Here is a 25,109-nt window from a genome sequence, read left to right as displayed (position 1 = left end):
CCGATCTGTATCAGTCAGCTGACCGTTACGCTGATGCCTGACGGCCAGGGTGGTGGCATGGCTGCTATCTGGGCATCTGACTTCATCGCTTCTGACGTTGAGGACTGCTTCGGTAACGTCATCGACAAGTACAGCATCTACACGGAAGAAGAAGCCGGCGCTGCTGGGTTCGCTCCTGCTGCCGGCCGCCTGGGCATTGACCTTGACTGTGATGATGACTCTACGGTTCCGGTCCGGGTTTACGCCATTGACGACAATGGAAGCGCGGATTACTGTGCGGTCTTCGTACTGGTACAACTGTTCCAGGACGGTCTTTGTGGCGGTGACCTCGCGGGTAATTTAGCGGGTAACATTGCTACCCAGGACGAGGACCTGATGGAAGGCGTTGAAGTCAACCTGACTGGGACTGACGGTATGGACATCATGTCACTAACGGCCCCGAACGGCGGTTACGGCTTTACGGGACTGGCTATGGGCGAAGACTTCACCGTTGAGCCGAATTACAACGCTGCCGTTGACCTGTCGGAAGTGAAAATTTCTGACGTGGTGAAGATCGGTAGTGTGATTCTCGGTACGAGCGACTTCGACAACGGCTATGACTACGTAGCGGGTGATATCGACATGGACGGTGCTCTGACGATCTTCGATATGGTTGGCATCCAGCGGGTGATCCTCGGCCTGGACGAAAGCTTTGCGACGGGAGAGACCTGGCGCTTCGTAACGGAGGAGTATACGCTGACGACAAATAACTGGGCGACCAGTTTCCCCGAGGTGTACAATGTGAACGACCTGGCGGGTGTACTGTCGAATGTTGATTTCGTTGCCATCGAGATGGGTAACGTTGTCCGCGAAGGCGGTCGTTCTGCGTTGAACCTGGAAACGGAAGATACCAGCCTGGAGGCTGGTCAGACGCACACGATGATCCTGACGGCAGCTGAGATGCGTGGCTTCCAGGGAACGATCGAACTGGCCGCCGGTCTGGAGCTCATTGACGTAACATTTGAAGGAGAGGGAGGATTGAACCTCAACCGTGCTGGTGAAGGGCTGATTGGTGTCGCGATGCACGAAGCCATCAGTCTGACACTGGAAGTCCGCGCTACGGAAGCCGGCCGCCTGAGCGAGCTGGTGAGCCTGACGGAGACGCTGGTACGGACCGAAGGGGTAAACCTGAACGGTGAGAGCACCGGCCTTGGCCTTGCTTTCAACGGTTCTTCCCTTGCACCTGCGGTGAGCGCCCTGCTGCAGAACACGCCGAACCCGGTGGTGGAGACTACGACGATCCGTTTCGAACTGGCGACTGCCGGCCCTGCTACCCTGAGTATTCAGGATGCTGCCGGTCGCGTTGTGCTGGTACGTCAGCTTGACGCCCTTGCCGGTATGAATCGCGTTGATCTTACTTCCAAAGACTTCGGCGCTGCCGGCGTACTTACTTACACCTTGACTTCTGGCGACTTTGTCGCTACGAAGAAAATGGTGGTGGTTCGCTAGCAAAACCAGCTACATTCAAGGCCCCGTTATTCCATAAGGAGTAACGGGGCTTTTTTGTGCGGCAGCTGCTGAAGTTTGCCGTACTTTCGATTTTGGTACAAGCCCCCTTAACGATGAAGGAAAGAAGTCTGCTCTCCCATTTTATTTTTGGTATACTTGAGTTGGTGCTCCTCTCGGCAGGTATCTATTTGATACATTTTGATCCGGAAGTATTTGAGGGAGCCTTCCGAACGGGATTTTGGAGAACTTTACTCTTCTTCGGCATGGCAGTTGCCGTACTGAACCTGCTGGTGCGTTTTGTGAAATTACTCTATCGGGGGCGCAATTACGGGCGACGGCGCGGCAGTAAGAACTTCATCTTTGGGGTGGAAAACATCCGTAAGCTTTCTATCGGCCTGGTGACCGTATTTACAGTTTTTACCCTGATGGGGATTGATGTAAAGTCTCTGATTACTTCGTTGAGCATTGTTGCTGCCGCTATTGCCATTATCTCGAAAGACTTTGTCAATGATCTCATTGTAGGTTTTTACTACAGTTTTACGGATGTTTTTGAAGTAGGAGACTACGTCAAATTTCATGGATATAAGGGCAAAGTAGTGGATATTGGCCTGTTGAAAATCCGCCTGTTGAATGATAATGACGATGTTGTTATCCTGCCCAACGGCAGGGTATACGCTGATGAGATCGTGAATTATACCCGGAGAGACGTACGAATGATGAACGTTGATTTTGAGATGGACATCAAAGCGATCAGTAATCTTGATGTGCTGGAAGATGAACTGCGGATGGCGCTCGCTCCCTTTGCTGAAGCCATTGAGGAGGAGTCTTACCTACTGAAAATTATGGAGGTAAAGAAGGATTTTCTGGAGCTGAAGTTTCAGTTTCAGCTAAAGAATATGGACCGTCAGTTGCAGCGGGAAACCAAGAGGAAGGCTGTCCGGGAAATCTTTAGCTATGTCGCAGCCCACGGAGTAGGAAAAGAGCTTGACGGGCGCTTGCCGTCTGCCGACTAAAGCCTCCGGTACAGTTGTTAAAAATTAGGCCCCTGCGGCTGCATCAGTCGTCCGAAGAATTCCGAAAGGATATCCGGTTCGAGAAAACCCGCTAAAGTGGAGTAGGCGATCAGGCCAAAAATGGCGCCCCAAAGGTGGGCGTTATGTCCAATATTACTCCCCCCCCTTTGATCAGCATAGTGGCTGTAAGCAATGTAGCCGATGCCCAACAAAATAGCCGGAAGCGGCGGGAAGATGAACCAGGCCCAGGGAGCGTACATAATGAAAGGCCACATCATGGCCGCAACGGCACCGGAAGCACCGAGCGCGGAGTAGCCGGGGTTGTTCTGACTTCGGGTGTATTCCACGTAGCTGGAGGCCGCGATGGCAGAAAGATAAAAGAGGAGATAAGCCACATTGCCAAAGGTGAGGCCGAACATGCGATTAAACTGGTATTCAGCAATACCACCGAAGATGTACAGGGCGTACATATTGAAGAAAAGGTGGCTCATGTCAGCATGGATAAAACCATGAGAAATAAAGCGATAAGTCTCTCCGCGATTCTTGACTGCAGTGGGGATGAAAAGCATGTTGGCCCGTAACTGAGGGTTGTTAAACGCCATGAAGCTGACGAGGCAAGTGATGCCAATGAGGATATAAGTCATTTCGCTAAGGTAGTTTGCTTAGTGGATAAACGCGTAAGATTTACGATTGGTCAACACGAGGCATTTTTTCCATAATGTTACCTTCACGATCTAAAACAACATAGCATGAGCAACGCACCAACTCCAGGTATGATCCACACCGTTTACTTTTGGCTGAAGCCTTCCCTTAGCGAGGAGGAGCGGGCCGACTTCGTTCGGGGCGCTGAACAACTCGGTACGGTGCCGGAAGTCCTTCACTTTTATGGGGGCGCGCCAGCGGCAACAGAATCCCGCGACGTAACGGATCACTCTTTCGATTACTCAATTCATCTCTTCTTTGAAAATGAGGCGGCTCAGCTGGCCTATCAGCTGCACCCGATTCACCTGAAATTTGTGGACGAGCAGGCAGCGAAGTTTGCGGTGGTGAAGGTGTTTGATAGTAAGGCTTGATGCGATCCTCCCGCTAAATTCCCTACATTGCCTCCAAAAGCAATCCATATGAAAATCAAGCCATTATTGTTTTGTTACTTTTTCCTTGGGCTCCTCTTCGTCGCCTGCCAACAAAGCAAAGAGATCGTAGAAGAGATCAATATCGAGAAAGTGATTGATGCGGACGCGGAGCCGGGGCTGATTCACACCGTTTACTTCTGGTTGAATGAAGATGTTGACGAGGCTTCTGCTAAGAGCTTTGAAGACGGTGTCTGGAGCCTGGAGGGTATTCCAACGGTGAAGCGAATGTTTGTGGGGCCGGCAGCCTCGACACCATCCCGTGGTGTGGTGGATAATTCTTTTGACTACGCACTAATCGTCTGGTTTGACGACGTCGCCGGGCACGATATCTATCAGGAGCATCCCATTCACCTGAAGTTCGTAGAGGAGCAGGAGGCGAAGTTCAAACGCGTTCAGGTGTATGACAACGTTTTGCAGTGATGATAAATCATACTATTCTCACCTTCGCAGCGGCCCGGGAAATCGTTGGGGCGGCATCTTTTAAGACGGACTTAGCTCCGGGAGCTACGGTATCTGACCTGCGGGCTCGAATCCTGGAAGCATACCCTGCTTTTGGGGAACTCAGCGATTTTGCGATTGCCCGGAACGAAGCCTATGCGTTACCAGAGGAGGTTTTGGTAGAAGGAGATGAGTTGGTGATTATTCCTCCCGTGAGTGGCGGGTGAGCTGCTGCGCAGTATTTTTCACCACGGATTATCACAGATTTGCACGGATTAGTGCACAGATGAAGCCTTACTTAGCCCGCTGAGATTATGATCGACGTACAAATTTCGGACCAACCATTATCGATTGATACCTGCTATAACACGGTACAGGATCCAAGCTGCGGCGGTATTTGCCTCTTTGTCGGCACCATCCGTAACCATAACCAGGGAGAAGACGTAAGCCGTCTGGAGTTTGATAGTTATGACGGGATGGCACTCAAGGAAATGCGTAAGATCGGAGAAGAAGTACTGGAGCTGTACGATCTCAAAAGCGTGGTACTACATCACCGAAAGGGGGCATTGGACATTGGTGATGTGGCCGTGATCATTGCTGTGAGCAGCGTTCATCGCAAGGCTGCTTTTGCGGGCTGTGAGTGGGTGATTGACCGGCTGAAGGAGCGGGTCCCGATCTGGAAGAAGGAGTTTCGGGGGGACGGGTCCTTTTGGATTAATGCGCGGCCTTAGGGGTTAACCACTGAGGTGCGCAGAGGTAGTCACAGAGGTCCACGGAGGTTATCTACCGAAGGCGACCAGCCCTCCCCGCAGACTAAGGGCTTGCATTCCTTCTTTTTGGAGCTGGGCGGCGAGCATGAGACTCAACTTGCCGGAATTGCAGTAGACGAGGTAGCGGCCGTTGGTGTCCATGTGTTCGAGACACTGGCCGAAGGGGTTACGCTTGGTGACGCGAATGACGCCTTCGGGCAGCTCGGGTTCGCGTTGCTCATCGAGCATGCTGAAGACAGCGTCGTAGGCAGAGAGATCGAAGTTGTCGGTTTCGAGGTCGGCGCGGCCCGGGCGGGGATTGGTCCAGGGAGGAGTAATGGGCATGGTGTATGTTTTTCGAATCCGGAGGCGGTGCTGTTGGTTGTTGAGTGCGCCGTAGGTGAGCAGGCAGTCGATGGGAGGTTCTCCGATGCCGAGCAGGTAGCAAAGCGCGGCATTGGCCTGCAGGAGAGCGACGGTGCCAACGGCGGTGGGCAGTACTCCCGTGGTAGCACAATCGGGTAGGGCGGGGTCGGGCCTGGGGAACAGGTCCCGCAGGTGGACATCGCCGGACTGCCGGTTTGGGAACAGGGCGAGGTAGCCTTCAAAAGCCTGGGCGGCGGCGTAGACGAGCGGGGTGCGGAGGAGGACACAAGCGTCGTTGATCAAATGCTTGGTGATCGCGTCATCGGTGCAGTCGAGCACGAGGTCGGCGGATTCAACGAGGGACTTGATGTTCTTCGGGCTGATGTATTCGTTGACGGCGCGGACGCAGGTGCCAGGGTTAAGTTGAAGGCAGTGCCGGGCCAGGGCTTCGGCTTTAGTTCCTTCGGAATCGGAGGAGAAGAACACCTGACGATGTAGGTTGCTGATGGCCGGGCTATCCCCGTCTACGAGGGTAAGCTCCCCAACGCCCGCTCCGGCCAGGTAGGCGGCCACCGGGCCGCCGAGGCCGCCGCAACCAGCGATCAGCACTTTGCTCGCTGCGAGTTTTTGCTGCCCTTCGGTGCCAATGCCGGGTAATATGGTTTGGCGGGCGTAGCGCCGTTTGTCTTCAGGACTCATTCAGTAGGCTTTAGGTAGTCGCTCTTGCCCCCCGTTTTACTCACCAGCCGGAGACCCTCGATGTGGATGTCGTGGCTCATGCTCTTGCACATGTCATAAATGGTCAGGGCTGCTACGGAGGCACCGTGCAGGGCCTCCATCTCGACGCCCGTTTTACCTTCGGTTCTCACTTTGCAAGTAACTTTCAATGCACCTGCACATTCGGCAGGCTCAGTGACCACGTTAGCGCCCGCAATATTCACCGAGCACCCCATAATCGGGATGGCGTGGCAGAGTGGAATGACGGACCAGGTCTGTTTGACGGCCATCGTGCCGGCGATGACCGCCGTCTGAATGATGGAGCCTTTCTTGCTGTTGAAGTCGTTAGCAGAAAGGGTGGCCATGATTTCTTCTCCCAAAACCACCCGGCATTCGGCTACCGCTACACGGGTGGTGACGGCTTTGTCGCCAACGTCGACCATTTCAGGTTTTCCGTCTTTATTGAGGTGAGTGAAGGGCATAAGGGAAGATTTACTGGGGGTGAAGGTACGGTTGTGCAGACTTTTCGGGTATAAGTACAGTTATACCGGAGAACCTGGCTGAGGTGTTTCGGGTACAAGTACAGTTATACCCGAAAATGAACTTACCCCCCAATACTAGTCATACTGGCAAAAATACCGCCCGCCTGCTCCAGCCGTTCAGTATCCTGCCCGGTAGCGTGTTTTCCTTTTACGAATTCGACGATGAGGTCGGAAAGGTCCGCCGCACCAATGCCGGCGCGGAGCAGGGGCCTGAGTTCCAGCCCTTTGGTGGAGTAGAGGCAATTCAGCAGTGTACCCTTCGGCGTTAGCCGGAGCCGGTTGCAGCTGCCGCAGAGACTCCGGCTGTAGGCCGGGATTATGCCAACGCTGCCCCGAAAACCAGGCACCCGGTATGCGAGTGAACTGGCGTGCGCATCGTCTCCGGCCTCGGAGGCCAGGGTAGGGTAGGTCTCCCTTAGATTGTCCAGAATCTGCCGGGCCGATAAGTAAAGGTGATGGTTGCCGTCATCATCATTAAAGGGCATGGCTTCGATAAAGCGGACATCGAGAGCGCGGTCTTCAGTCAGGGCGACAAAGTCGGCCAGTTCTTCATCGTTAGTGCCTTTGAGCACCACCACGTTGATCTTGGTACGGACGCCACGAGCCAGCAGCGCCTCAAGTGCGGCCCAGGTGCCCCCGAAATCATCCCGGCGGGTGACCAGGGCAAATTTTTCGGCGTTCAGCGTGTCCAGGCTTAGGTTGTAGTTGGTGAGTCCGTAGCCGATTAGCTCATCCAGCATCGGTGGCAGGAGAATGCCGTTGGTGGTTATGGCCAGTTTTTCGAACTGTTCGCTAAGCCCGGCGACGAGTGAAGTGATGTTGCGGCGAGCCAGGGGCTCGCCTCCCGTCAGGCGTACTTTATTGACGCCCAGGTCAGCCAGTACGCCGCAGAGATGAAGGATCTCCTCGTAAGTGAGCAGTTCATCTTTTGGGGAGAAGTCAATGCCTTCGGCTGGCATGCAATAGCGGCAACGCAGGTTACAGCGATCCGTTACCGCCAGGCGGAGGTAAGTGGTTTGCCGGCCGTGATTGTCGAAAAGCATAGGCTTGAATTAGTTGGCAAGGTAAGGACTTCAGCTTTGGCTTAAGGGGGAAACCCAGCTTTTTGCCTCCAATAAAGTTTTTACCTCTGCGTAGCTTATCGGTGCAAAGCCATGCACGTCTACGCCTACGTCAATGGATCGGGAAGTGGGGTCGTCCTCCAGTGTGCCATGGCTGTGCCCGAAGAGATGGTAGGTGCCGTGGTGGCTGCCGTTCCAGACACGCATGGCGTAGTGCAGTAACATCAGGTGACGGGTGCCACGGTGAGCATCGGAGTCGGGGATTTGAAGTTCGTGGTAGTCTTTTATCCAGACGAATTGGTCCGCGCAGGCATCTGCCGTCTTGTCGTGGTTACCACGAATGAGGTGGATCTTTCCATTGAGCCGGGCTATGATCCTGCGGCACCGGGCGGGGCTGTTGAGGGCAAAGTCGCCGAGGTGGTAGACTTCGTCATCTGGGGCAACCCGGGCGTTCCAGTTTGCGATGAGCGCTTCGTCCATCTCTTCTGCAGAGTGGAAAGGGCGGTCGGTGAATTTGATGATGTTTTTGTGGCCGAAGTGAGTGTCGGCAGTAAACCAGTAGTTCATATCAGAATGGGTCATCGGGGCTAAACAGTCCCTGATGACGATAAGTTGCAGAGGTAAGCAGGCAACACGGCTCCTCCAACCTCCCCTGCACCTGCGTCCGCGCCCAAAATAATCGTGCAGGAGCACTGCCTTGACCCATGCCCCCTTACTCCTTTATCCCCCTTACTTCCTTACCCCTCCGGCTCTTTTTCTACAATCGTTTCCGCCAGTGTAGGCGCCCGCCAGCGTTCGTAACCAATGGGTGTTTCACCTGCTTTACGCAGGGCGGCACCCGTTCTTTTCTTGTCACGAATCATTGCCAGCGTCATCACGAGGCTCGTGCCGATGATGATAAACAGCAGGATGCCGGGCTCAAAGCCGGGAACGATGAACTCCTCCGGAATAGCGTAGAAGAGCAGGATGGTGATCAGGCCACGCGGAGCGATAAACAGTTGTGGCAGGATATCCTTGCCAATGAAAATACGCAGGATCGCAAACCGGATCAGATAGATGCTCAGGATAATCAGCAGGCTGACGATGGCCACGTCGACGCTTACCAGCGAAGCCAGCGAGATCGTGATACCGAAGATGACGAAGAAAAAAGTACGGACGACGAAGGCCGTCTCGATCGTCACAACGTGCAGGTCTTCATAGATGTGCATGGCTTGCTTGTAGTTGAGCCATTGCTTAAGCCGACCACGGAAAAACAGTTTCATATTTGCGATCAACAGGCCGAAAACAAGAATGATGATAAGAGAAGAGAGGTGGGCTTTCTTACCTAATGCATAGAGAAACAGGAGAACGGCAATGAGCAGGAAAAGCTTGACGTGCGACTTGATGTTCTGGAAAATCAGCACGATGAGGTAACTGGCAATCAAAGAGACGAGGATGGTGACCAGGATCATGCCCAGATATAGTAAAACCTCGACCAGCTGGCTACTGTGCTCTGCGACTTCGATTCCATGACCGCCAAGGGCGTCCGCTCCTCCATGCATCTGTGATTCCAGGAAATAGAAAAGCATGATGCCGAGGATGTCGGAAAAAGTACTTTCATAGATGTGGAATTCCTTTTTGCTGGCCTTCAGCCCGGTAACACTGGGGATTATGATGGCGCTCGACAAAATGGACAGTGGCGTAGCGTAGAGCCAGGCCGTTCCGGTGTCCATACCTTCCACGAAGTACTCAAGGATCATGGCGGCCACCCAGGTTGACAGCACCAGGCCAATCAAGGCAATCAACAACGATTTCCCGATGTCCAGATATTTATCACGTTCCAGTTTTAGCTCAAGGGCTGCTTCAAGTACGATCATTATCAACCCGACAATTCCCAGAATTTCGAGAACTGGAAAGAAATTGATGTTGCCCATCCCCATGGCATCCAGGCCAAATTTCAGGACGATACCCAAAACGATCAGCATCAGAACGGACGGGATATTCGTCTTTTTGGAAAGGATTCCAAAAAAGAAGGAGAGGATGATTATTAAAGACGCCTCGATGAGGAGGGTATACGGATCAATGTGTTCCATAAGTCTAGAAAATAATAGATAAAAAGGTAGAAGAGTAGAAAGAGAAAGGCGGTCTTATTTTTTAGCAACCGTTGCCGGGTAGCCCCATTCTGCCATAAGCGAGAGTAACTCGCGCAGATGTTTTTCTTCCCGGACGGAGATCCGGGCTTTTATTTTATGTTCTGAGCTGTCTCCGGGGAAGAGTTCCGGGCGGAAGGAGCGGTCGAGGTAAGGCGTCGTGAGGAACTTGTCCTGCAGAAACCGAAAGGGGTGTGCCTCTTTCTCCGCCGCTGGTGGTGTGATATTCAACTGGTAATACCCACCATATTCCTTACCGGTTACCAGCGAGTAGCCTTCAGTCAGCAGGCTGGAATAGTTCACAAAGTGTAATCCTTCGCTGGTTTGCAGGTAAAGCCCCAGGCGATTGATCTGGGTAATGACACCGGTGGATTTACCAGTCTTCATCCTTTTACCCTCTTTCACCAGCGGCTTAAAGAGCAGCACCCGACCGCTGAAGTAATCCCGAAGCCGGGAGAACCCTGCCGTAACGATGAGCAGCAAAAGTATACCATGGGGTAAAGGGCTGATAAAGAGCAGAATGATGCCCAGCAGTAAGATGCTGATGGGCTCATACAGCAAGAGTATGGCGGAGAGTGTCTCTTCCACCTGCCTGGTAAAACGGCCCAGTAACGGCTTGCGCCTGAGCCGTTGACTCATAAATTGCAGCAGCAGGTAGCCCACGAAAAGCAGGATAGCGGCAAAAAGCAAATCCGTCCAGTCAAAGCGGACCTGTAAGAATTCACTCATCGGATAGTGGTTTTAAGGTATTCGTTTCTTTTCAGCAGTCGGGCTACTTCATTGACTACGCTTTCGGGGATTTCCAACCAGCCATCATTGTGCCTGGTCACCAGACCGACCCGCTGAAGACGCAGCAAAACGCTGCGGTAGTGGGACTGAAAAGCGGGCCCCATGAGCTTACGCAGACGGTATTCATTGGTTCGTTTCTCGAGGAAGATGGTTGATAGCAGGATGCCGGTATCTGCCGTCAGAAAATCCGGCAGATAATACTGCCGGTCCTGGCAGGGGGTAACCCTTTCCTCGTCAACCCGCTCGGTCAGGTAGGCCCATTTGTTGAGCGTATCCCCAATGACGCCGTTGCTGGAGCGGTGTAGCTTTTTGATCAATTTGGCGAAGGCCGTCTCCGTCAATGGCTCGCCCTCCGCATCGACCATCATCTTATGCGTAGCGCCGTGGCGGATCAGTACCGCCCGCTGCATATCGGCAAGGCTGAAATCATCGAGGTTTACTTCCGATTGGAAAATCCGGTTTAGCTCCCGGAAGCGATTCAGGTGGTCATATACCGCATTGGTAGTGGAAACCAGATAAAAGATTTTCCCGGAGTTGTTGTCGATGTGAGCGCTGAGCTTACGAATGTTCTCTGACAGTGAGGTGTCGTTGTCCCACCAGGTCTCCAGGTCATCGATCCAGACAAGGGGGCGAGACTGTATACCATATTTGACGATGAAGTCAAGGGCATCACAAAGGTTGCCAGTCGTCTGGAAGCGCCGCCCCTGAATGTTAATTGTACTGTTGGGGAGCAGGCGGATGCCATTGGACGGGAAAAAGCGATTAGTGACCAGTTCTCCGAACAGTGTCCGCCCGGAGAGCCGTTGTCCGGTTAAGATAACCGCGCCGCGGAACCCATTTTTCCAGTTGTTGATAAGTCGTTGAATATGAGCTGTTTCTTCTTCCCGGCCAACGAGAAAGGATTCACCGATGTATCCCTTTGTCATCAGGATGTTGGTGTAGGCCGAGTTGTTCGAAGGGGCTGAACGCTGGCGAATAACGCGGACCGTTTTTTCAGATACGCTCATTTTATCTTCCCGTGCGGCTTTGCCGCGCAGGCGGTCAAATCCTGCGAAGGTGGAGCCAAACCACTCACGGACATCCGTTAGTAGCCGGCCCTGTCGGCGGGTAAATTCGTTAATGCCCGACTGCAACGGTAAGGGCAGGAAACCCGGGGTAGGGCGGTAAACGGCCGAAAGGCGAAGATCTTTTTCCACCAACTCCTTCGTCATGGCGGCAATTTCATCGAAACTTTCGTGGGTATTCCCGGAGCGTTTCAGGAAAGCTTCGAAGGGCTGCCGGAGTTGGCTGAGGTCGTAAGGAACGGCTTCCGCCGATTCGCTGGCCATCAGCAGGGCGCGGTTTCGGGCATTAGCCGTGGCCACACTAAGGCCATTGGTTACCTGTTCACTCAGTTCCCACAGCTCATAGAGTTGAGGCATCACTTCGGCTGAGATCCATTGATCGGTGGCTTTGCGGAAGTTGATGTCTTTGTAGCTCATAACGCCATAATCGGCGCCAACGGTCACCCGGCTGGTCTCGGCCAGCCGGGAAATGAGGGTAGAGAGCTGATTTGTCATTTCTGACAGGCGGGGGACGGCGTCTGATTCACTGAGGCCTTCATCCAACTTGGTGGCAATCTGGCCGGGCCGGGCTTTGGATTCTTCCCCTTCCGTGGCTTCCAGGAACCTGACGATCTCCCTCGCACGCTCATCCGCCTGATGCATCGCATTATCGGCGGTGCTAATCGATTCGAGCAGCAACTGCCGCAGATCCTTGAAAATGACGGTCTGAGCCTGAAGCATTTCATGCTCCTGAGCCAGGTCATCAGCCTGTTTCTTTATCGTTTCAAACTGTTGCCGGTATTCCGGCCATGGGTTGTGCAGCAAGGCCCAGCGTTCCAGTTCCTGCGCCCGTCGCTTAGGGTTGGCCATCAAGACTTTCCGGCGTTGGCTGTCCGTTTCTTCCCACTCCTGCAGTGCCTCGCGGAGCACTTTAGTGGAGCGTTGGTGGAGCTCATTAACCAGGCCGGGTTCGGCCTGCCCGTCGTGTACGAGCAAGGAGGCCGTTTGTAGTTGTAGCTGGATGTTTCGGTAAAGGAGAAGGAAATGCTTGGCCTGATCCGCCCATTCAAAATGGGTAATGCGGCAGTTGATGTCCGTTTCGGTTTCAGCTGCTCCAACAGGACAGGCATCCCCCTGCTCGATGATCCGACTGGCCAGTTGGCGCGTCCGATCGGCCAGGTGGTTGATGTCGTCGTGGAAACTACTGTCAGGCGAAGCCACCTGCTCGATGGCCATACTGACGGTCTCCGTAAAGGCTTCCTGACTGTTGATAAGAAGTTCGCTTGTTGCCATGGAGGGCAATTTACGCAATCCCCGGCGGAGATCGCCGGGATTTTGGGGCGGACCTTTTTTTGGTTGATAAACAACCTTTTTCCGCTACTCTAAGGAGGCAATCGGAGGGTTGGCGTCAGCCTTTCTCTGCCCTTCAACTTAAGCGGGCACCTGCGGGCAGCGCTAAGCCTGACAAAGTGTTCCGGCCAGCGGCTACGTCATGAAAATGAAGTGAAAAAACCTTCGGTGAAAGTTACTTTGCTTCCGGTTGGTTTTCTTTCTTGATTTCAGCCATTTCCTTTAGCAGTTGGGCGCCATCAAGAATTTGTTGCTCCGTATCCTGAACGGGCTGCCCGATTGAATTGAGCTGTTCGAGAAATGCATCCCGCTGGACGATGAATTCAGGCAGCAGGCTATCGGGCATCGCCTTGGCCGGCGGGAAGCGGAGTTTGGTATGGTCGATCTGGCGACCGTCTTTCCAGAACCTGAAACAAACGTGCGGACCGGTAGCCAGACCCGTGCTGCCAACGTAGCCGATGGTTTCTCCCTGCTTGACGCGGCTGCCAACTTTATGGCCATCGGCAAACTTCTGCATGTGCAGATATTGGGTAGTGTACTGTTTGCTGTGGCGAACTTTAACGAAGTTTCCGTTGCCACCACGGCGTCCACGCTCTACGATGACGCCATCAGCGACGGCGAGAATGGGCGTGCCGTAAGGCGCAGCATAATCCGTTCCCAGGTGAGGGCGCACCCGCTTGAGTACCGGGTGAAAGCGGGTCATGTTAAAGGCGCTGCTCATCCGGCTAAAACGGACGGGGGACTTCAGGAAGGTAGACTTCATCGGTTCCCCGTTCAGGCCGAAGTAACCAGAGTAGGTACTGTCGGGGCTCTCATACCAGAAAGCATAAATATCTTCACCGTCAGTGCTGTAGCGGGCACCGAGAACCATGCCCGGGGCTGCTTCTTCCCCTTCCACGAATTTCTTTTCGTAAACGAGCTGAAAAGCATCGTTGGGCTGTACGTGGTAAAAATCGATGGACCATTGCAGGGCGTCTTCCATCCGGTCCGTGAGCGCATAACTGAGTCCGGCCCCCGTCATTGCATTCCAGAGGTTGCTTTCAATACGACCGGCGGCAAGCGCGGTTTCCGTTCTTACGGGCAGCCGTACACGCTCGGATTTTTCTTCTCCCCGAAGATCAAGACGTACGTATTCGTAGATGGAGGGTTGATAAACGAGATAGTCTGCCCCTTCCGTGTCGGGGTCGTCCAGAATGCTGAATAAACGTCCGGCCCGAAGGTTCCTGACGTCCAGCAGCTCGTTGAAAGTGTTGGCAGCGTCGAAGGTTTGCTGATTGTCCAGGCCCTGCGCCAGCAAAATGTCAGAAAGCGTTTGACCATTTTGGATGGTGTCTATCCGCAGGTTCATAGTATCCAGTGCGAGGCCATACCGAACGGTTGGCGACGTCATCGGGAACGAGGTCTCAGATAGTTGGGGAGCCGGTGGAGCAGGAGATAGCGCTACTAAAGAGTAGAGGATACCACCACAGATTAACAGGCAAAACGCGGAAACAAGAGCCACCCGGGGAAGGTGGAGTTTCCGCAGTCGATGCGGTAAATTCACGTTTGAGTTGTTTCGTTCGGGCGCTTTCTCGTCGACGCCGCTTTTGCTCTTTTTTCGAACCATGGGGGTTCTGGGGCAAATATAGGAAAAAGTTGCAGGTTGTTAACAGGTTGCAGGTTACGGGTTGCAAGTTAACAGGTTGCAGGTTACAGGTTGCTGATGTTATTGGGCGCGGTCGCAGGTGCAGGGGGAGGTTGTTTGTAGCTAATGAAGCAATGGTATCCTTCGGGACTATCAGAAAACCTTTTTTTGCCATCGACGCATTGCCCCTCGAAAAATCAAATCCTCTGTTCCGCAGGTAATCAGATCGAAGCCCTTGCCCGCCATCAATTTAGCATCGTCAGGGTCGATGGTGAATACGGCGGAGAACAAGCCATGCCGCTTGGTGGCGGCTAACACGCGATCGATGATCGCCAGCAAGCCTGGATCGGAGAAATCCGCTTTCTTTTCCAGCCCCATGCTTACACTAAGGTCGAAAGGGCCGACGTAGAGCCCATCCAGGCCGGGAGTAGCGGCAATAGCTTCCAGATTATCGGCAGCGGCGGCAGTTTCGATCATGGCAAAGCAAAGGGTTTCTTCATTGGCGGTATCAAAATAATTGTCCCAGTTCAGGGATCCGGCCCGGAAGGGGCCGAAGCTGCGATTCCCCAGTGGCGGGTATTTGGTTGCGCGAACGAAGGCCGCGGCGTCTGCTGCCGTGTCTATCATCGGGCAGATCAGGCCCTCTACGCCATAGTCCAAAGCTTTCATAACCCCTTCGGGCCGGTTCCAGGCCAGCCGCGCCAGCGGGATGCTCCCTCCCGCTCTGATGGCTTGTAGCATGGGAAGCAGGTGGGGGCCTTCAATCATGCCGTGTTGTAAGTCAAGGGTGAGGCTTTCCCAGCTATCAGCGATCCATTCAGCTTCCCAGTTGGCGGGAGTGACAAGAAAAAGATTGTGCAGAGGAGTGGGTTGTTGCAGACGTTGGCGGAGATTCATGGCGTTAATATACTCTCTTAAGAGGCTTACTGGCGTCAGGTTTGGGGTGTCCTTCTCCATACCTGAACGTCTGAAATACCCAGCCACTAAAGTTAAATCCTGACCCTATAGATAGGAAACATCTATATTTGTAGGGTGTTATATTAAAACTTACTGTACCAAAACGTCCCAATTAATGAAGTTCTTAACCTCTTTTGTCGCCGCGTTGCTGGTGGCAACAGCCTCTTTACAGGCCGAACAGATATTTGTCTTATTTGACGGTTCCTGTGGTGACCGTGTGCTGTATGAGCAGGCCATTGCCACTCAGCCCCGCATGGAATATTACGCTTACCACTTCCCGTTGGCGGGCGGTGATCGTCTGATTCTGGAAACAGGCGCTGAAGGTGCCACCGTTCAAAGCTACCTTCCGCAGGGCTATGTTTACTGCAACGACCCCAGACTGAGCCTTGACCTGGCTGACCGCGTTAATGCTGGTGTTGACCGCGTATTTATTTTGCTGCCGACGGCTAACAATCAGTACCTCATTCAGCCCGTCGTGATGGGCGCCGTTTTCCAGCGGAGAGGCAATAACTTTAGCTACAACTCTCCACTTACGGGCTTTCAGTTCGATACCGAGAACGGTATTATTGGAGAGAACCTGGCCTACAACAACCCGGGGGCTAAAGTCTACTTTGAGGGCCGCGAAACCAGCCCCTGTAAAGGCTACTTCCTCTTCCGCCAACTCAAGCCTAACTCTTCCTACCCGGTTATTGATTACCGGATTTCACCAGAGATCGGCGTCTTTGAACGCCGGTTGGGTAGTGACGGTGTTTCCACTACCGGCGGCGTTATTCTCGCCAAGCAGGTAAACGGCCTCCCCGTAGCGAACTACCTGAGTAACGTGTGCGCCAACGCTAACGCCGTGGCCAGTGCTACTCCAGCTCCTGCTGCTTACGGTACCCAACCCGTATACACTCCACCGAATATACAGGCGCCGATCGTGCGCCAGCCGGAATCCAGTGGGTATGGCGGGCAGTCATCGTCAACCACCCCAGTCACCAACAGCGTTGTTCACACCGTGGTTAAGGGAGAAACGCTCTACGCCATCAGCCGTAAATACGGTACCACGCCAGATGCCATCCGCGCCAACAATGGCCTGACGAGTAACGACCTTTTCCCCGGCCAGCAACTGGCTGTTTCCACGACGACCGCCCAGGCGGCTGTTGCGCAAAACCAGCCTACGGTACCTGTTTACGGTGGCGGTCAGGTTGCCAACGCTAACACCGGATCTGCCCAACCGACTCCTTACGGTACGGTAGCACAGCCCCAGGCCTATGGCCAGGATCAGACCAGCCGTGGTGGTCAGGCGGTATACGGAGAAGATCTTCATACCGTTCAGCCGGGCGAAACGGTGGCCAGCATCGCGTTGAAGTATGGCTACACCTCCGCTAAATTCCGGGAGATCAATGACCTGGGCGCTAACACGGTTCCACGGGTTGGGGAGCGGCTGAAAACCTCGGACTGCAACTGCCCGGCTCCTACTGCGGCAGCAAGCCTGGCGGCTCCGGCGGCCTATGGGCAGCAGGCCCCGGCCACACCGCAGCCCTACGGCCAGACAGCAGCACCACAGGCTTACGGTCAGCAGCCAGCGACTCCGCAGGCGTACGGGCAACCCGCTCCGCAGGTGCAGCAACAGCAAACCGGTACGCCGGTAGGAACGACCACTCCTACTTACCGGGCGCCACAGGGGTATCAGCAGCCAGCTACTCAGGCTCCGTCTACCCAGATTAATAACAACCCGAACTTCGGGCAGGTGGTACCTGATGCGAACGTTCCTTCGTCTTCCAGTATGGGGACATTAGAGAGCCGCGGACCTTCAACGGCTGCTCCGGCTACGAACCCGTCCACTTACGGTTCTTACCCTGCTCCTCAACAAACGACCACTGCACCTGCGTATGCGCCCTCTACTTACAGCACACCGGCAGCTACCCCCAGTGCATACGGAACTCCGGTAGGCGCCAACGTGAATTACTCCGCTCCCGCAACGGCTCCCTCTAACCGGGCCTTCCACCTCGTGCAGGAAGGAGAGAGCCTCTACTCGATCTCCCGTCGTTATGGCATTACGACCGACGAAATCCGCCGGCTCAATAATCTGAAAACCACGGATGTCATCGTGCCGTTCCAGAAACTGTACGTAAACTAAGCAAAGGTTATAAAACGATTATCTTTGCAAGCGCGGCGAAGACGGATAGTACCGTCTTGGCCGCGCTTTTTTATCTTTGCCACTGACTAAAACAGGAACCCCGTTTCCCCCCCACATGATTTTTATCTACGCGTTCATTTCCATTGCCTTCTCTTTCCTCTGTTCGATTTGGGAGGCCGTCTTGCTTTCCGTTACCCCTTCTTACGTCCAGATCAAAGTCAAGGAAGGCGGCAAGACCGGTGAGCTTTTACAGAAGTTTAAGAACGATGTCAACGCTCCGCTAACGGCTATTCTTTCTCTGAACACGGTGGCCCACACGGTGGGCGCTATCCTGGTTGGCGCCAGCACGGGAGCAGCTTTTGGTGACGGAAACGCCTTTACCATCCCGATTCCTTCTTACCCCATTGATGTGAGCTATGAAGTGATCGTCTCGGTAGTTATGACGATTGCTATCCTTGTTCTTTCGGAGATTATCCCGAAGAACCTGGGCGCGACCTACTGGAAGCAACTGGCACCCTTTACGGTGAAATCCCTCAACGTGATGGTGACCATCTTTACCTGGACGGGCTTCATCTGGATTTCTGACCAGATCAAAAAGCTTTTACTCCGCGGGGAGGACCCACACGGTACGGCGCTTACCCGTACGGAGTTCATTGCGATGGCGGAGTCTCAGACCGAAAAGGGAGAACTGAAGGAAGAGGAAGGCCGCATCCTGAAAAACCTGCTGGCTTTTGAATCCCTCAGCGTGCACGATGTGATGACACCTCGTACCGTAGTCGTCGGTGCCAAGGCAACGATGACCATACAAGACTTCTACGAGAAATTCGATAACAGCCCCTTCAGCCGGTACCCCGTTTTCGGAGAAACGCGAGATCAGGTGGAAGGCTATGTGTTGAAGGATATGGTTTATAAGGCCATCATTGAGAAAAAAGAAAAAGAATCCATTCGTACCCTCGTTCGGGAATTGCTACCGGTGCCGGATACGACGTCACTGCACAAGCTGATCGATCTGATGCTGGAGCGCCGGGAGCCGATTGCCATGGTGGTGGATGAATTTGGCGGACTGGAAGGACTCGTAACGATGGAAGACGCGATGGAAACCCTGCTCGGGCTGGAAATCATGGATGAGATGGATACCAGCCAGGACATGCAAGACCTGGCCCGTAAGCGCTGGCGTAAGCGTGCAGAGTCGATGGGTATCGACCTGGCCGAACTGGAAAGAAACCAGGGCGTAGACGTGCTGCCGGATTCTCCGACGGAGCCGAAGGGCTAGAATGAAAAGCACAAGCCATCTCTGGGTTAACAAGAGCACTACTACACGGTACTCTAAATTATCGGTCATTGGGGTGCCCCTTCGGCGCACCCTTTGGCTCTCTTTTCCCTCCGGTCAAAGTGCCGTGGTCCCTGAGCTTGCCGAATGGGCTCAGGGTTTTGATCGGGGACCGGGCTTTAGGGGGGCGAACCGTCGGCGCGTAGCGCGCCGATGGCCCTGAAACAGCCCGCCGGTCCACAGAGTAAGTGCCGAGCGAGCGCAGCGAGCCGAGGTACACTTCGACAAGCTCAGTGGGCGCGCACCGAGGGCCAATAGAGTATTCGGCAACTTATGTTACGCTGTACTAATGATTGCGCGGCCCCGATCCCTCCGGAACCGTAGCAGACAGGAGGAGGAACAGCCCTCCGCTTCCAGCCTACAAGTCATTCAAAATGTCCTGCTTCTGCTTCCCGAAGGTGAGTGCTTCCATGAGCGTGGCGGACATAACGCTTTCCAGGTCTCCGTAGACGGCTTTATAGTCGCGCTGGCTGGCGCGGATTACGTCATGAGCTTCTTCCCGTCCGTAAATGTGGGTTATCTCACACTTGGGGTCTTCTTCCGGAAGTTGTTTGTAGGTGAGGAAGTAGTGCTGTAGTCGATTAACGATAGAAGGAGGTAGTTCGGAGACATCTTCCCACTTGCCGTAAACCTCATCGTTTTCGAGGACAGCGATGATCTTATCGTCGGCTTCGCCGCCGTCCAGCATCCGGAACCCGCCAATGGGGCGGGCCTTCACGATGATGTTTCCATGGGTTACTTCCCGTTCGGTGAGGACACAAATGTCCAGCGGGTCATCGTCACCGACGATGTCCGTCCGTCCGGTCTTCTCCATACAGTAAGCGGCTACTTCTTCTTTGCAGTGTGTGCGTGGAATGAAACCGTAGAGCGCCGGAACAATGTTGGAAAATTTCTGAGGGCGGTCAATTTTCAGATAGCCGGATTTTTTATCTACTTCGTATTTGACGGTGTCCGAAGGGATTACCTCGATGAAGGTAGAGACGTATTCCGGTGCGCGGCTGCCGATGTCGATTCCGTGCCAGGGGTGAGAGGTGTAACGGAGACCAATAAGTTTCCAGAGTTTGTCGTAAGCTTCCTGAGCCATGTCATTTGGGGATTATATAAGAGAGAGGGGAGACGACCTTGAGACGCCGTTTATCGAAAAGAGGCACAAAGGTACGGTTAATGATTTTTCCTAAAGACTAAATGGCCCCTTTAAGGCCCAATTCAATTACTTCTAAATTTTCTACCCGACCGGCATTTATGTCAAAACGGAGAACGGTTCTGATTTTATGGAAACCTTGCTTTCCGCAGGCTCCCGGATTCATATGCAGGACGCCTCGTTTTTTGTCCATCATTACCTTAAGGATGTGACTATGGCCGCAGATGTAAAGCCCTGGCTTCGTCTCGTCAATCAACTGCCGGACTCTGGAGGTATACCGACCGGGATACCCGCCAATGTGGGTGATCAGCACGGGTAAGCCTGCTACGGTGAAAAACTGATTCAGCGGCAGCCGCTGCCGAACGGTGGGGTCGTCAATATTACCGTATACCCCGCGAAATGGCTTAAAGGCTTCTAATTCATCAATTAAGGAAGAATCCCCAACGTCTCCTGCGTGCCAGACCTCATCGCAGTCTTTAAAGTGCACAAAAACTTTAGGGTCGAGGAAGGAGTGGGTGTCGGATAGGAGGCCTATTTTCAAGGGGGTGGTATTTTGGTTCTTTAGTCTTTTGGGCTGCCGCATCTTGGAGGTGGCAAGGTGCAATAAAAAAGCGTTACAAAAGTGATGCGATCACTCCTGTAACGCCAATCGCGTCTGCCTCGTACGGTAGCACTACAGTATTACAATACTACAATACTACCGACTACAGTACTAAACAGACAGCTGCAAATCAGGCCCCATAGCATAGCTACGGATCACGTCCATCAACCGACGACGGGCGTTGAAACGCACGCGAGGGAGGCTGGCCTGTGCCTGGGTTAGCTCCGCCAGCTCACCGCGGAGGACCGGGTCAGCAGCAAGAGCTGCCTCCGTCGCCTCCATCTCGGCTGGGGTGCTTTCGCCGTACAAATAGGCGATCATGTCATCTTGAGTAAAGGTTTTGTGCATGATAAACACTTGAAGAGTGAGAGAATAAGGTGAATATTTAGTTGATGGGAAAAGTCAATATTTCGTGGCCCGAGGGCTTCGTTTTCGTCTCAGGTAGGTTATCTACAGTCTACAGTCTACAGTCTACAGTCTACAGTCTACAGTCTACAGTCTACAGTCTACAGTCTACAGTCTACAGTCTACAGTCTACCTCACTCCCGCGTCCAAACCTGCGTCCGGTATAGTCCGGTCCAGTGTTTGCCACGGATGTAAAGTTTATTAGCGTCTCCATCTTCAAACCAGGCGGAGAGCCGGTATTCCGAGCCCTTCTGAGGGTCGAGGATGGTTCCTCCGCTCCATTCGCCTTTGGCTTCGGGCTTTAGATTATTAATGATGACCAGGCCAAGCATCGGTTTGTTCTTTTGCTTGCCGGAGCATTTGTCGCAGATGGCATCATCGTTGCCGGTCAGGATCTGGGCGATACGGCCAGCATAAGAGCCGCCTTCTTCATAGATCTCGATGATGGATTTGGTTTCACCGGTTTCGTCATCGGTCGTTTTCCAACGGCCGGTTGGGGCGTCCATGCTCTGCGCCTGGATACCTAAAGTGAAAACCGCGATGAAAAAGAGGAGGAAGTAGCGTTTAGCCATTCAGTGTATATTGGTATGTTGGTAAGATAACGGTTTTCAAACAAGGTTTCTTATTTAGGCGTCTGTTATTTTTTGGGAAGAAACCGACCAGGAGTTATTGCCGGGAGAAGTGGAGCGTCATTTGGGCGGGGGACCGCCGGTGCAAGGTGTCTCCCGTAAGAGCAATGGTGGGATGCAGAACGTCAAAAACCAAAGAGATAACATTAGTTCGTGTCTAACTTACAATAAGTTAACACAGCCGTAAAGACGGCTTAACGGGATGAGGTGACCTTTGCGGCAGAAATCAACTCGCATAGAATGACAACCAAATTTACCCTTTTATTCTCTTTACTGTGTTGTGGCTTTTTGGCTACTGCCCAGACTATAATCACCGACGCTGACCTGGTTGGCGGACAAACCTATGAATGGACAAACGACACCGAGTATATTCTCGACGGTCTTGTATTTCTTGAAGAAGGCGGCGTACTTAACATCGAAGCCGGCACCGTGATCCGCGGCATTCAGAATGACCAAATTTCTACCGGAGATAACACCTCCGCCCTCATCATTGCCCGCGGTGCCCAGATTTTTGCCCGTGGAACTGCAAACAACCCGATCATCTTCACCGCTCGTGAAGATGACCTGACCGACGATGGTGACTTTACGAGTGCTGACCGCGGCGAGTGGGGTGGCCTCATCATTCTAGGTAACGCCACCGTTGCCCGCCCCGGCGGCGAAGACGGTATCGAAGGTATCGACGCCGATGAAACCCGTGCCCGCTTCGGTGGTGGCGACACCCCAAATGATACGGAGAGCTCCGGCGTTCTTACTTACGTCTCCATCCGTCACGGTGGTGCACAACTGTCAACTGATAACGAAATCAACGGACTTACCCTCGGTGGTGTAGGTTCCGGTACGGAGATTGACTACGTTGAGGTATTCGCTAACGAAGACGACGGCATCGAGTGGTTTGGTGGCACCGTTTCCGTAAAGCACGCTTCCGTCGCTTTCTGTGGGGATGATGGCTTTGACTACGACTTCGGCTGGCGCGGCAAGGGCCAGTTCTGGTTCGCCATTCAGGAGCCCGGCACGGGTACTGGCCGCTCTGGCGAGCACGATGGTGCTAACCCTGACGGCCAAGCTCCTTTCAGCCAGCCAACGATCTACAACGCGACTTACATTGGTATCGGCAACGGTGCTACTGCTTCCGGTGGTGACGCTAACCGCGCCATCCCACTGTCTATTATGCTGCGCGACAACGCCGGCGGCTACTACAATAACTCCATCTTCACGGGCTTCAACGGTGCTGCTGTCGCAGTCGAAGACCGCGACGACACGGACGTTGACGCCTTCGCCCGCTTCCAGGCAGGAGACCTTGGTTTCTCTGGCAATGTGTTCGAAGACTTTGGTGCCGGTACCGACGCCAGTGACCTCTTCCTGGCCGTTGACCAGGGCGAAGAAATCGTTGCGGCCTCTACCACCACGCTTGCGGCTGATTTCGCTGCCAATAACACCATCGGAGCCACGGGCATCGCCGGCATCAGCCGGACGAACGACGGAGGCCTCGACCCACGCCTGAACGCAAGCTCCGCCGTACTTGGCGGTGCCACACCGTCTGATGATGACTTCTTTACGGCTGTCACCTACCGTGGAGCTTTCGGTAACTCTGCTCTCTGGCTCTCCGGTTGGACGGCCCTGAGCCAAAACGGCTACCTTGGTGACCTCGTTACCCCCATCAACACCGAAGTGTGTGTGACCATTACGGACAACGATCTGATTGGCGGCGAAACTTACAACTGGAACGGTGGCTGCTACATCCTTGACGGACTGGTTTACCTCGAAGAAGGAGGTACACTCAACATCGCTGCTGGTACTGTGGTACGCGGTGGTGCTGACATCAGCACGGGAGACAATACTTCCGCCCTCATCATTACCCGTGGCGCTACGATCAATGCCGTCGGTACGGCGGACAACCCGGTCATCTTCACCGCTGAAGACGACGACCTGGAAGACGACGGGGACTTCACCAGCGCCGACCGCGGCGAATGGGGTGGCCTGATCATCCTCGGTAATGCCACCATCGCCCGCCCCGGCGGCGAAGACGGCATCGAAGGCATTGACGCCGACGAAGCCCGCGCCCGCTTCGGCGGCGGTGATAACCCGGATGATGCTGACAACTCCGGTATCCTGAAGTACGTCTCCATCCGCCACGGTGGAGCACAGCTGTCAACGGACAACGAAATCAACGGCCTTACCCTCGGTGGCGTAGGCTCCGGTACTTCCATCGACTACGTCGAGGTATTCGCTAACGAAGACGATGGCATCGAGTTCTTCGGAGGTACGGTCCGGGTAGACCACGCGGCCGTTTCCTTCTGCGGAGACGATGGCTTTGACTACGACTTCGGCTGGCGCGGTGGTGGTCAGTTCTGGTACGCCCTGCAGGGCCCCGGCACCGGCACGGGCCGCTCCGGTGAGCACGATGGCGCTAACCCCGACGGTCAGGCACCCTTCAGCCAGCCAACCATCTACAACGCTACCTACGTAGGTATCGGTAACGGCCAGACGGCTACGGGTGGTGACGCTAACCGCGCGCTTCCACTTTCTGTCCTCTTCCGCGACAATGCCGGTGGTTTCTACCGCAACTCCATCTTCACCGATTTCAACGGTGCGGCCATTGCCATCGAAGACCGGGATGATACAGACGTTGACGCTTTTGCCCGCTTTGAAGCTGGTGACCTGGAGCTGAAAGACAATATCTTCTTCTCCTTCGGAGCCGGTACGGATGCAGCCACCCTCTTCGTGGCTGTTGATCAGGGAGAAAACATCGTTCCAACTTCTACGGCAATCCTGTCCGCTGCAATGCTAACGGCCAACAACCAAATCGTTGATCCGGTACTGCTGGATATGGAGCGAGACGCTGATGGCGGTAGCCTTGACCCTCGCCCTAACGAGTTCGCTATCGCTGGCTACGGTGCTCCCGCAGCAGTAGATGGGTTTGCAAGTGTTGAGTACTATGGCGCTTTCGAACCAGCAGGTGATAACGGCAACAGCAATCCTAACTGGCTGACCGGCTGGACGGCCCTGGAAACAACGGACATCGTACAGAACGGTACGACGAGCGTAAACGGGGTAGTGGAGAGCGGTATGCTGCTTGATGCACCCGTGCCTAACCCAACGAACGGCCTGACGCAGATCCGCTTCGAACTGCCAACGACTTCCGACGTGACGATCACGATCACTGACATGCTCGGCCGCCCCGTTGCCCGCCAGACGCGGACTTACGGAGCCGGCGAGCAGACCGAAAACTTTGACGCCAGCCGCCTGGCGAACGGTACTTACCTCGTCGTTCTCGACGCGCAAGGTGCTCGTTTGCTGCAGAAGATGGTGGTGCAGAAATAGTGTTTCGGTCGGGGAGTTGCACTTTGAGTTCTTTTTACTCGGAGTGCAACTCCCCGACCGTGACTTATACTTAGTGTAAACGTCACACTAAGGCGTGAGTGCAGTTTGTAGTGCCGACTTCAGTCGGCACTCGCCGGCTGAAGCCGGCGGTACAAACCCAA

At 54.1% G+C, this 25,109-nt stretch carries 23 protein-coding genes; 9 read left to right on the top strand and 14 right to left on the bottom strand.

All coding sequences use genetic code 11. The annotated features are described in order from the left end of the window. Positions 1–1,488 (top strand): T9SS type A sorting domain-containing protein (locus BM123_RS21155; protein WP_139212017.1); only part of this gene is annotated, 1,488 nt, incomplete at its 5' end. Positions 1,489–1,601: 113 nt separating this feature from the next. Beyond that, positions 1,602–2,501: a mechanosensitive ion channel family protein gene (locus tag BM123_RS21150; protein WP_139212016.1), complete on the top strand. Its 900-nt coding sequence runs from the start codon at positions 1,602–1,604 to the stop codon at positions 2,499–2,501. A gap of 17 nt (positions 2,502–2,518) precedes the next feature. On the opposite strand, the gene BM123_RS21145 is transcribed toward BM123_RS21150, so the two are convergent. Further along, the gene (locus BM123_RS21145; protein WP_090172657.1) at positions 2,519–3,145 is read right to left on the bottom strand and encodes a rhomboid family intramembrane serine protease; all 627 of its coding nucleotides are present in this window, start codon (positions 3,143–3,145) and stop codon (positions 2,519–2,521) included. Positions 3,146–3,250: 105 nt separating this feature from the next. Between BM123_RS21145 and BM123_RS21140 the strand changes: the two genes are divergently transcribed. The 4 genes from BM123_RS21140 (at position 3,251) to BM123_RS21125 (ending at position 4,803) form a co-directional block, all read left to right on the top strand. Continuing rightward, the gene (locus tag BM123_RS21140) at positions 3,251–3,574 is read left to right on the top strand and encodes a Dabb family protein (RefSeq protein ID WP_090172655.1); all 324 of its coding nucleotides are present in this window, start codon (positions 3,251–3,253) and stop codon (positions 3,572–3,574) included. Between the two features lie 48 nt (positions 3,575–3,622). Further along, complete coding sequence (locus BM123_RS21135) at positions 3,623–4,054, top strand: Dabb family protein (RefSeq protein WP_090172653.1); 432 nt, start codon at positions 3,623–3,625, stop codon at positions 4,052–4,054. After that, on the top strand, positions 4,054–4,299 hold the full coding sequence (locus BM123_RS21130) for a MoaD/ThiS family protein (protein WP_090172651.1): 246 nt from the start codon (positions 4,054–4,056) through the stop codon (positions 4,297–4,299). Before BM123_RS21135 ends, BM123_RS21130 begins: the two co-directional genes overlap by 1 nt. Positions 4,300–4,386: 87 nt before the next feature. After that, on the top strand, positions 4,387–4,803 hold the full coding sequence (locus BM123_RS21125) for a molybdenum cofactor biosynthesis protein MoaE (RefSeq protein ID WP_090172649.1): 417 nt from the start codon (positions 4,387–4,389) through the stop codon (positions 4,801–4,803). Positions 4,804–4,851: 48 nt separating this feature from the next. Here the strand turns inward: BM123_RS21125 and BM123_RS21120 are convergent, their stop codons facing one another. The 9 genes from BM123_RS21120 to BM123_RS21080 all read right to left on the bottom strand — a co-directional run bounded on the left by BM123_RS21120 (position 4,852) and on the right by BM123_RS21080 (position 15,339). Beyond that, the gene (locus BM123_RS21120; protein ID WP_090172647.1) at positions 4,852–5,886 is read right to left on the bottom strand and encodes a HesA/MoeB/ThiF family protein; all 1,035 of its coding nucleotides are present in this window, start codon (positions 5,884–5,886) and stop codon (positions 4,852–4,854) included. Then, positions 5,883–6,386: a cyclic pyranopterin monophosphate synthase MoaC gene (moaC, locus tag BM123_RS21115; RefSeq protein ID WP_090172645.1), complete on the bottom strand. Its 504-nt coding sequence runs from the start codon at positions 6,384–6,386 to the stop codon at positions 5,883–5,885. The genes BM123_RS21120 and moaC overlap by 4 nt, the downstream gene beginning before the upstream one ends. Before the next feature lie 122 nt (positions 6,387–6,508). Next, complete coding sequence (moaA, locus tag BM123_RS21110; protein WP_090172643.1) at positions 6,509–7,489, bottom strand: GTP 3',8-cyclase MoaA; 981 nt, start codon at positions 7,487–7,489, stop codon at positions 6,509–6,511. Positions 7,490–7,519: 30 nt separating this feature from the next. Then, on the bottom strand, positions 7,520–8,089 hold the full coding sequence (locus BM123_RS21105; protein ID WP_245748643.1) for a metallophosphoesterase family protein: 570 nt from the start codon (positions 8,087–8,089) through the stop codon (positions 7,520–7,522). A gap of 155 nt (positions 8,090–8,244) precedes the next feature. Next, positions 8,245–9,579, bottom strand: coding sequence for a cation:proton antiporter domain-containing protein (locus tag BM123_RS21100; RefSeq protein WP_090172639.1), 1,335 nt, complete (start codon positions 9,577–9,579; stop codon positions 8,245–8,247). 54 nt (positions 9,580–9,633) lie between these two features. Further along, on the bottom strand, positions 9,634–10,365 hold the full coding sequence (locus BM123_RS21095; protein WP_090172637.1) for a hypothetical protein: 732 nt from the start codon (positions 10,363–10,365) through the stop codon (positions 9,634–9,636). Beyond that, complete coding sequence (locus BM123_RS21090; protein WP_090172635.1) at positions 10,362–12,761, bottom strand: hypothetical protein; 2,400 nt, start codon at positions 12,759–12,761, stop codon at positions 10,362–10,364. The genes BM123_RS21095 and BM123_RS21090 overlap by 4 nt, the downstream gene beginning before the upstream one ends. A gap of 232 nt (positions 12,762–12,993) precedes the next feature. Next, the gene (locus BM123_RS21085; RefSeq protein ID WP_175489502.1) at positions 12,994–14,361 is read right to left on the bottom strand and encodes a M23 family metallopeptidase; all 1,368 of its coding nucleotides are present in this window, start codon (positions 14,359–14,361) and stop codon (positions 12,994–12,996) included. Between the two features lie 234 nt (positions 14,362–14,595). After that, positions 14,596–15,339, bottom strand: coding sequence for an HpcH/HpaI aldolase family protein (locus BM123_RS21080; RefSeq protein ID WP_175489501.1), 744 nt, complete (start codon positions 15,337–15,339; stop codon positions 14,596–14,598). A gap of 175 nt (positions 15,340–15,514) precedes the next feature. On the opposite strand from BM123_RS21080, the gene BM123_RS21075 reads away from it, so the two are divergent. Further along, positions 15,515–17,521 carry a LysM peptidoglycan-binding domain-containing protein gene (locus tag BM123_RS21075; protein ID WP_090172629.1) on the top strand — a complete coding sequence of 669 codons (2,007 nt, stop codon included), beginning with the start codon at positions 15,515–15,517 and terminating at the stop codon, positions 17,519–17,521. A gap of 115 nt (positions 17,522–17,636) precedes the next feature. Next, positions 17,637–18,794, top strand: a complete 1,158-nt coding sequence (locus BM123_RS21070) for a CNNM domain-containing protein (RefSeq protein WP_090172628.1) — start codon at positions 17,637–17,639, stop codon at positions 18,792–18,794. Positions 18,795–19,209: 415 nt separating this feature from the next. On the opposite strand, the gene BM123_RS21065 is transcribed toward BM123_RS21070, so the two are convergent. From BM123_RS21065 to BM123_RS21050, 4 genes are all read right to left on the bottom strand, one after another. After that, positions 19,210–19,935 carry an inorganic pyrophosphatase gene (locus BM123_RS21065; protein WP_090172626.1) on the bottom strand — a complete coding sequence of 242 codons (726 nt, stop codon included), beginning with the start codon at positions 19,933–19,935 and terminating at the stop codon, positions 19,210–19,212. A gap of 97 nt (positions 19,936–20,032) precedes the next feature. After that, positions 20,033–20,533, bottom strand: a complete 501-nt coding sequence (locus BM123_RS21060) for a metallophosphoesterase family protein (RefSeq protein ID WP_245748641.1) — start codon at positions 20,531–20,533, stop codon at positions 20,033–20,035. A gap of 171 nt (positions 20,534–20,704) precedes the next feature. After that, positions 20,705–20,914 carry a hypothetical protein gene (locus BM123_RS21055; protein WP_139212014.1) on the bottom strand — a complete coding sequence of 70 codons (210 nt, stop codon included), beginning with the start codon at positions 20,912–20,914 and terminating at the stop codon, positions 20,705–20,707. 218 nt (positions 20,915–21,132) lie between these two features. Further along, the gene (locus tag BM123_RS21050) at positions 21,133–21,570 is read right to left on the bottom strand and encodes a DUF2147 domain-containing protein (RefSeq protein ID WP_090172620.1); all 438 of its coding nucleotides are present in this window, start codon (positions 21,568–21,570) and stop codon (positions 21,133–21,135) included. 297 nt (positions 21,571–21,867) lie between these two features. Here BM123_RS21050 and BM123_RS21045 point away from each other — a divergent pair, with 297 nt between their 5' ends. After that, the gene (locus BM123_RS21045) at positions 21,868–24,948 is read left to right on the top strand and encodes a T9SS type A sorting domain-containing protein (RefSeq protein ID WP_090172618.1); all 3,081 of its coding nucleotides are present in this window, start codon (positions 21,868–21,870) and stop codon (positions 24,946–24,948) included. Positions 24,949–25,109 lie beyond the last annotated feature (161 nt).

Origin of the sequence: Neolewinella agarilytica, assembly GCF_900110645.1 — a bacterium.
Taxonomy (GTDB): Bacteria; Bacteroidota; Bacteroidia; order Chitinophagales; family Saprospiraceae; genus Neolewinella; species Neolewinella agarilytica.
The sequence above is the reverse complement of the archived record's forward strand: the minus strand, read 5'-3'. Positions and strand labels throughout refer to the sequence as shown.

What these genes read in the sequence shown, in the direction of transcription:
- BM123_RS21150 (WP_139212016.1), top strand. Translation starts at nt 1,602, where the DNA reads ATGAAGGAAAGAAGTCTGCTCTCCCATTTTATTTTTGGTATACTTGAG.
- BM123_RS21145 (WP_090172657.1), bottom strand. Translation starts at nt 3,145, where the DNA reads ATGACTTATATCCTCATTGGCATCACTTGCCTCGTCAGCTTCATGGCG.
- BM123_RS21140 (WP_090172655.1), top strand. Translation starts at nt 3,251, where the DNA reads ATGAGCAACGCACCAACTCCAGGTATGATCCACACCGTTTACTTTTGG.
- BM123_RS21135 (WP_090172653.1), top strand. Translation starts at nt 3,623, where the DNA reads ATGAAAATCAAGCCATTATTGTTTTGTTACTTTTTCCTTGGGCTCCTC.
- BM123_RS21130 (WP_090172651.1), top strand. Translation starts at nt 4,054, where the DNA reads ATGATAAATCATACTATTCTCACCTTCGCAGCGGCCCGGGAAATCGTT.
- BM123_RS21125 (WP_090172649.1), top strand. Translation starts at nt 4,387, where the DNA reads ATGATCGACGTACAAATTTCGGACCAACCATTATCGATTGATACCTGC.
- BM123_RS21120 (WP_090172647.1), bottom strand. Translation starts at nt 5,886, where the DNA reads ATGAGTCCTGAAGACAAACGGCGCTACGCCCGCCAAACCATATTACCC.
- moaC (WP_090172645.1), bottom strand. Translation starts at nt 6,386, where the DNA reads ATGCCCTTCACTCACCTCAATAAAGACGGAAAACCTGAAATGGTCGAC.
- moaA (WP_090172643.1), bottom strand. Translation starts at nt 7,489, where the DNA reads ATGCTTTTCGACAATCACGGCCGGCAAACCACTTACCTCCGCCTGGCG.
- BM123_RS21105 (WP_245748643.1), bottom strand. Translation starts at nt 8,089, where the DNA reads ATGACCCATTCTGATATGAACTACTGGTTTACTGCCGACACTCACTTC.
- BM123_RS21100 (WP_090172639.1), bottom strand. Translation starts at nt 9,579, where the DNA reads ATGGAACACATTGATCCGTATACCCTCCTCATCGAGGCGTCTTTAATA.
- BM123_RS21095 (WP_090172637.1), bottom strand. Translation starts at nt 10,365, where the DNA reads ATGAGTGAATTCTTACAGGTCCGCTTTGACTGGACGGATTTGCTTTTT.
- BM123_RS21090 (WP_090172635.1), bottom strand. Translation starts at nt 12,761, where the DNA reads ATGGCAACAAGCGAACTTCTTATCAACAGTCAGGAAGCCTTTACGGAG.
- BM123_RS21080 (WP_175489501.1), bottom strand. Translation starts at nt 15,339, where the DNA reads ATGAATCTCCGCCAACGTCTGCAACAACCCACTCCTCTGCACAATCTT.
- BM123_RS21075 (WP_090172629.1), top strand. Translation starts at nt 15,515, where the DNA reads ATGAAGTTCTTAACCTCTTTTGTCGCCGCGTTGCTGGTGGCAACAGCC.
- BM123_RS21070 (WP_090172628.1), top strand. Translation starts at nt 17,637, where the DNA reads ATGATTTTTATCTACGCGTTCATTTCCATTGCCTTCTCTTTCCTCTGT.
- BM123_RS21065 (WP_090172626.1), bottom strand. Translation starts at nt 19,935, where the DNA reads ATGGCTCAGGAAGCTTACGACAAACTCTGGAAACTTATTGGTCTCCGT.
- BM123_RS21055 (WP_139212014.1), bottom strand. Translation starts at nt 20,914, where the DNA reads ATGATCGCCTATTTGTACGGCGAAAGCACCCCAGCCGAGATGGAGGCG.
- BM123_RS21050 (WP_090172620.1), bottom strand. Translation starts at nt 21,570, where the DNA reads ATGGCTAAACGCTACTTCCTCCTCTTTTTCATCGCGGTTTTCACTTTA.
- BM123_RS21045 (WP_090172618.1), top strand. Translation starts at nt 21,868, where the DNA reads ATGACAACCAAATTTACCCTTTTATTCTCTTTACTGTGTTGTGGCTTT.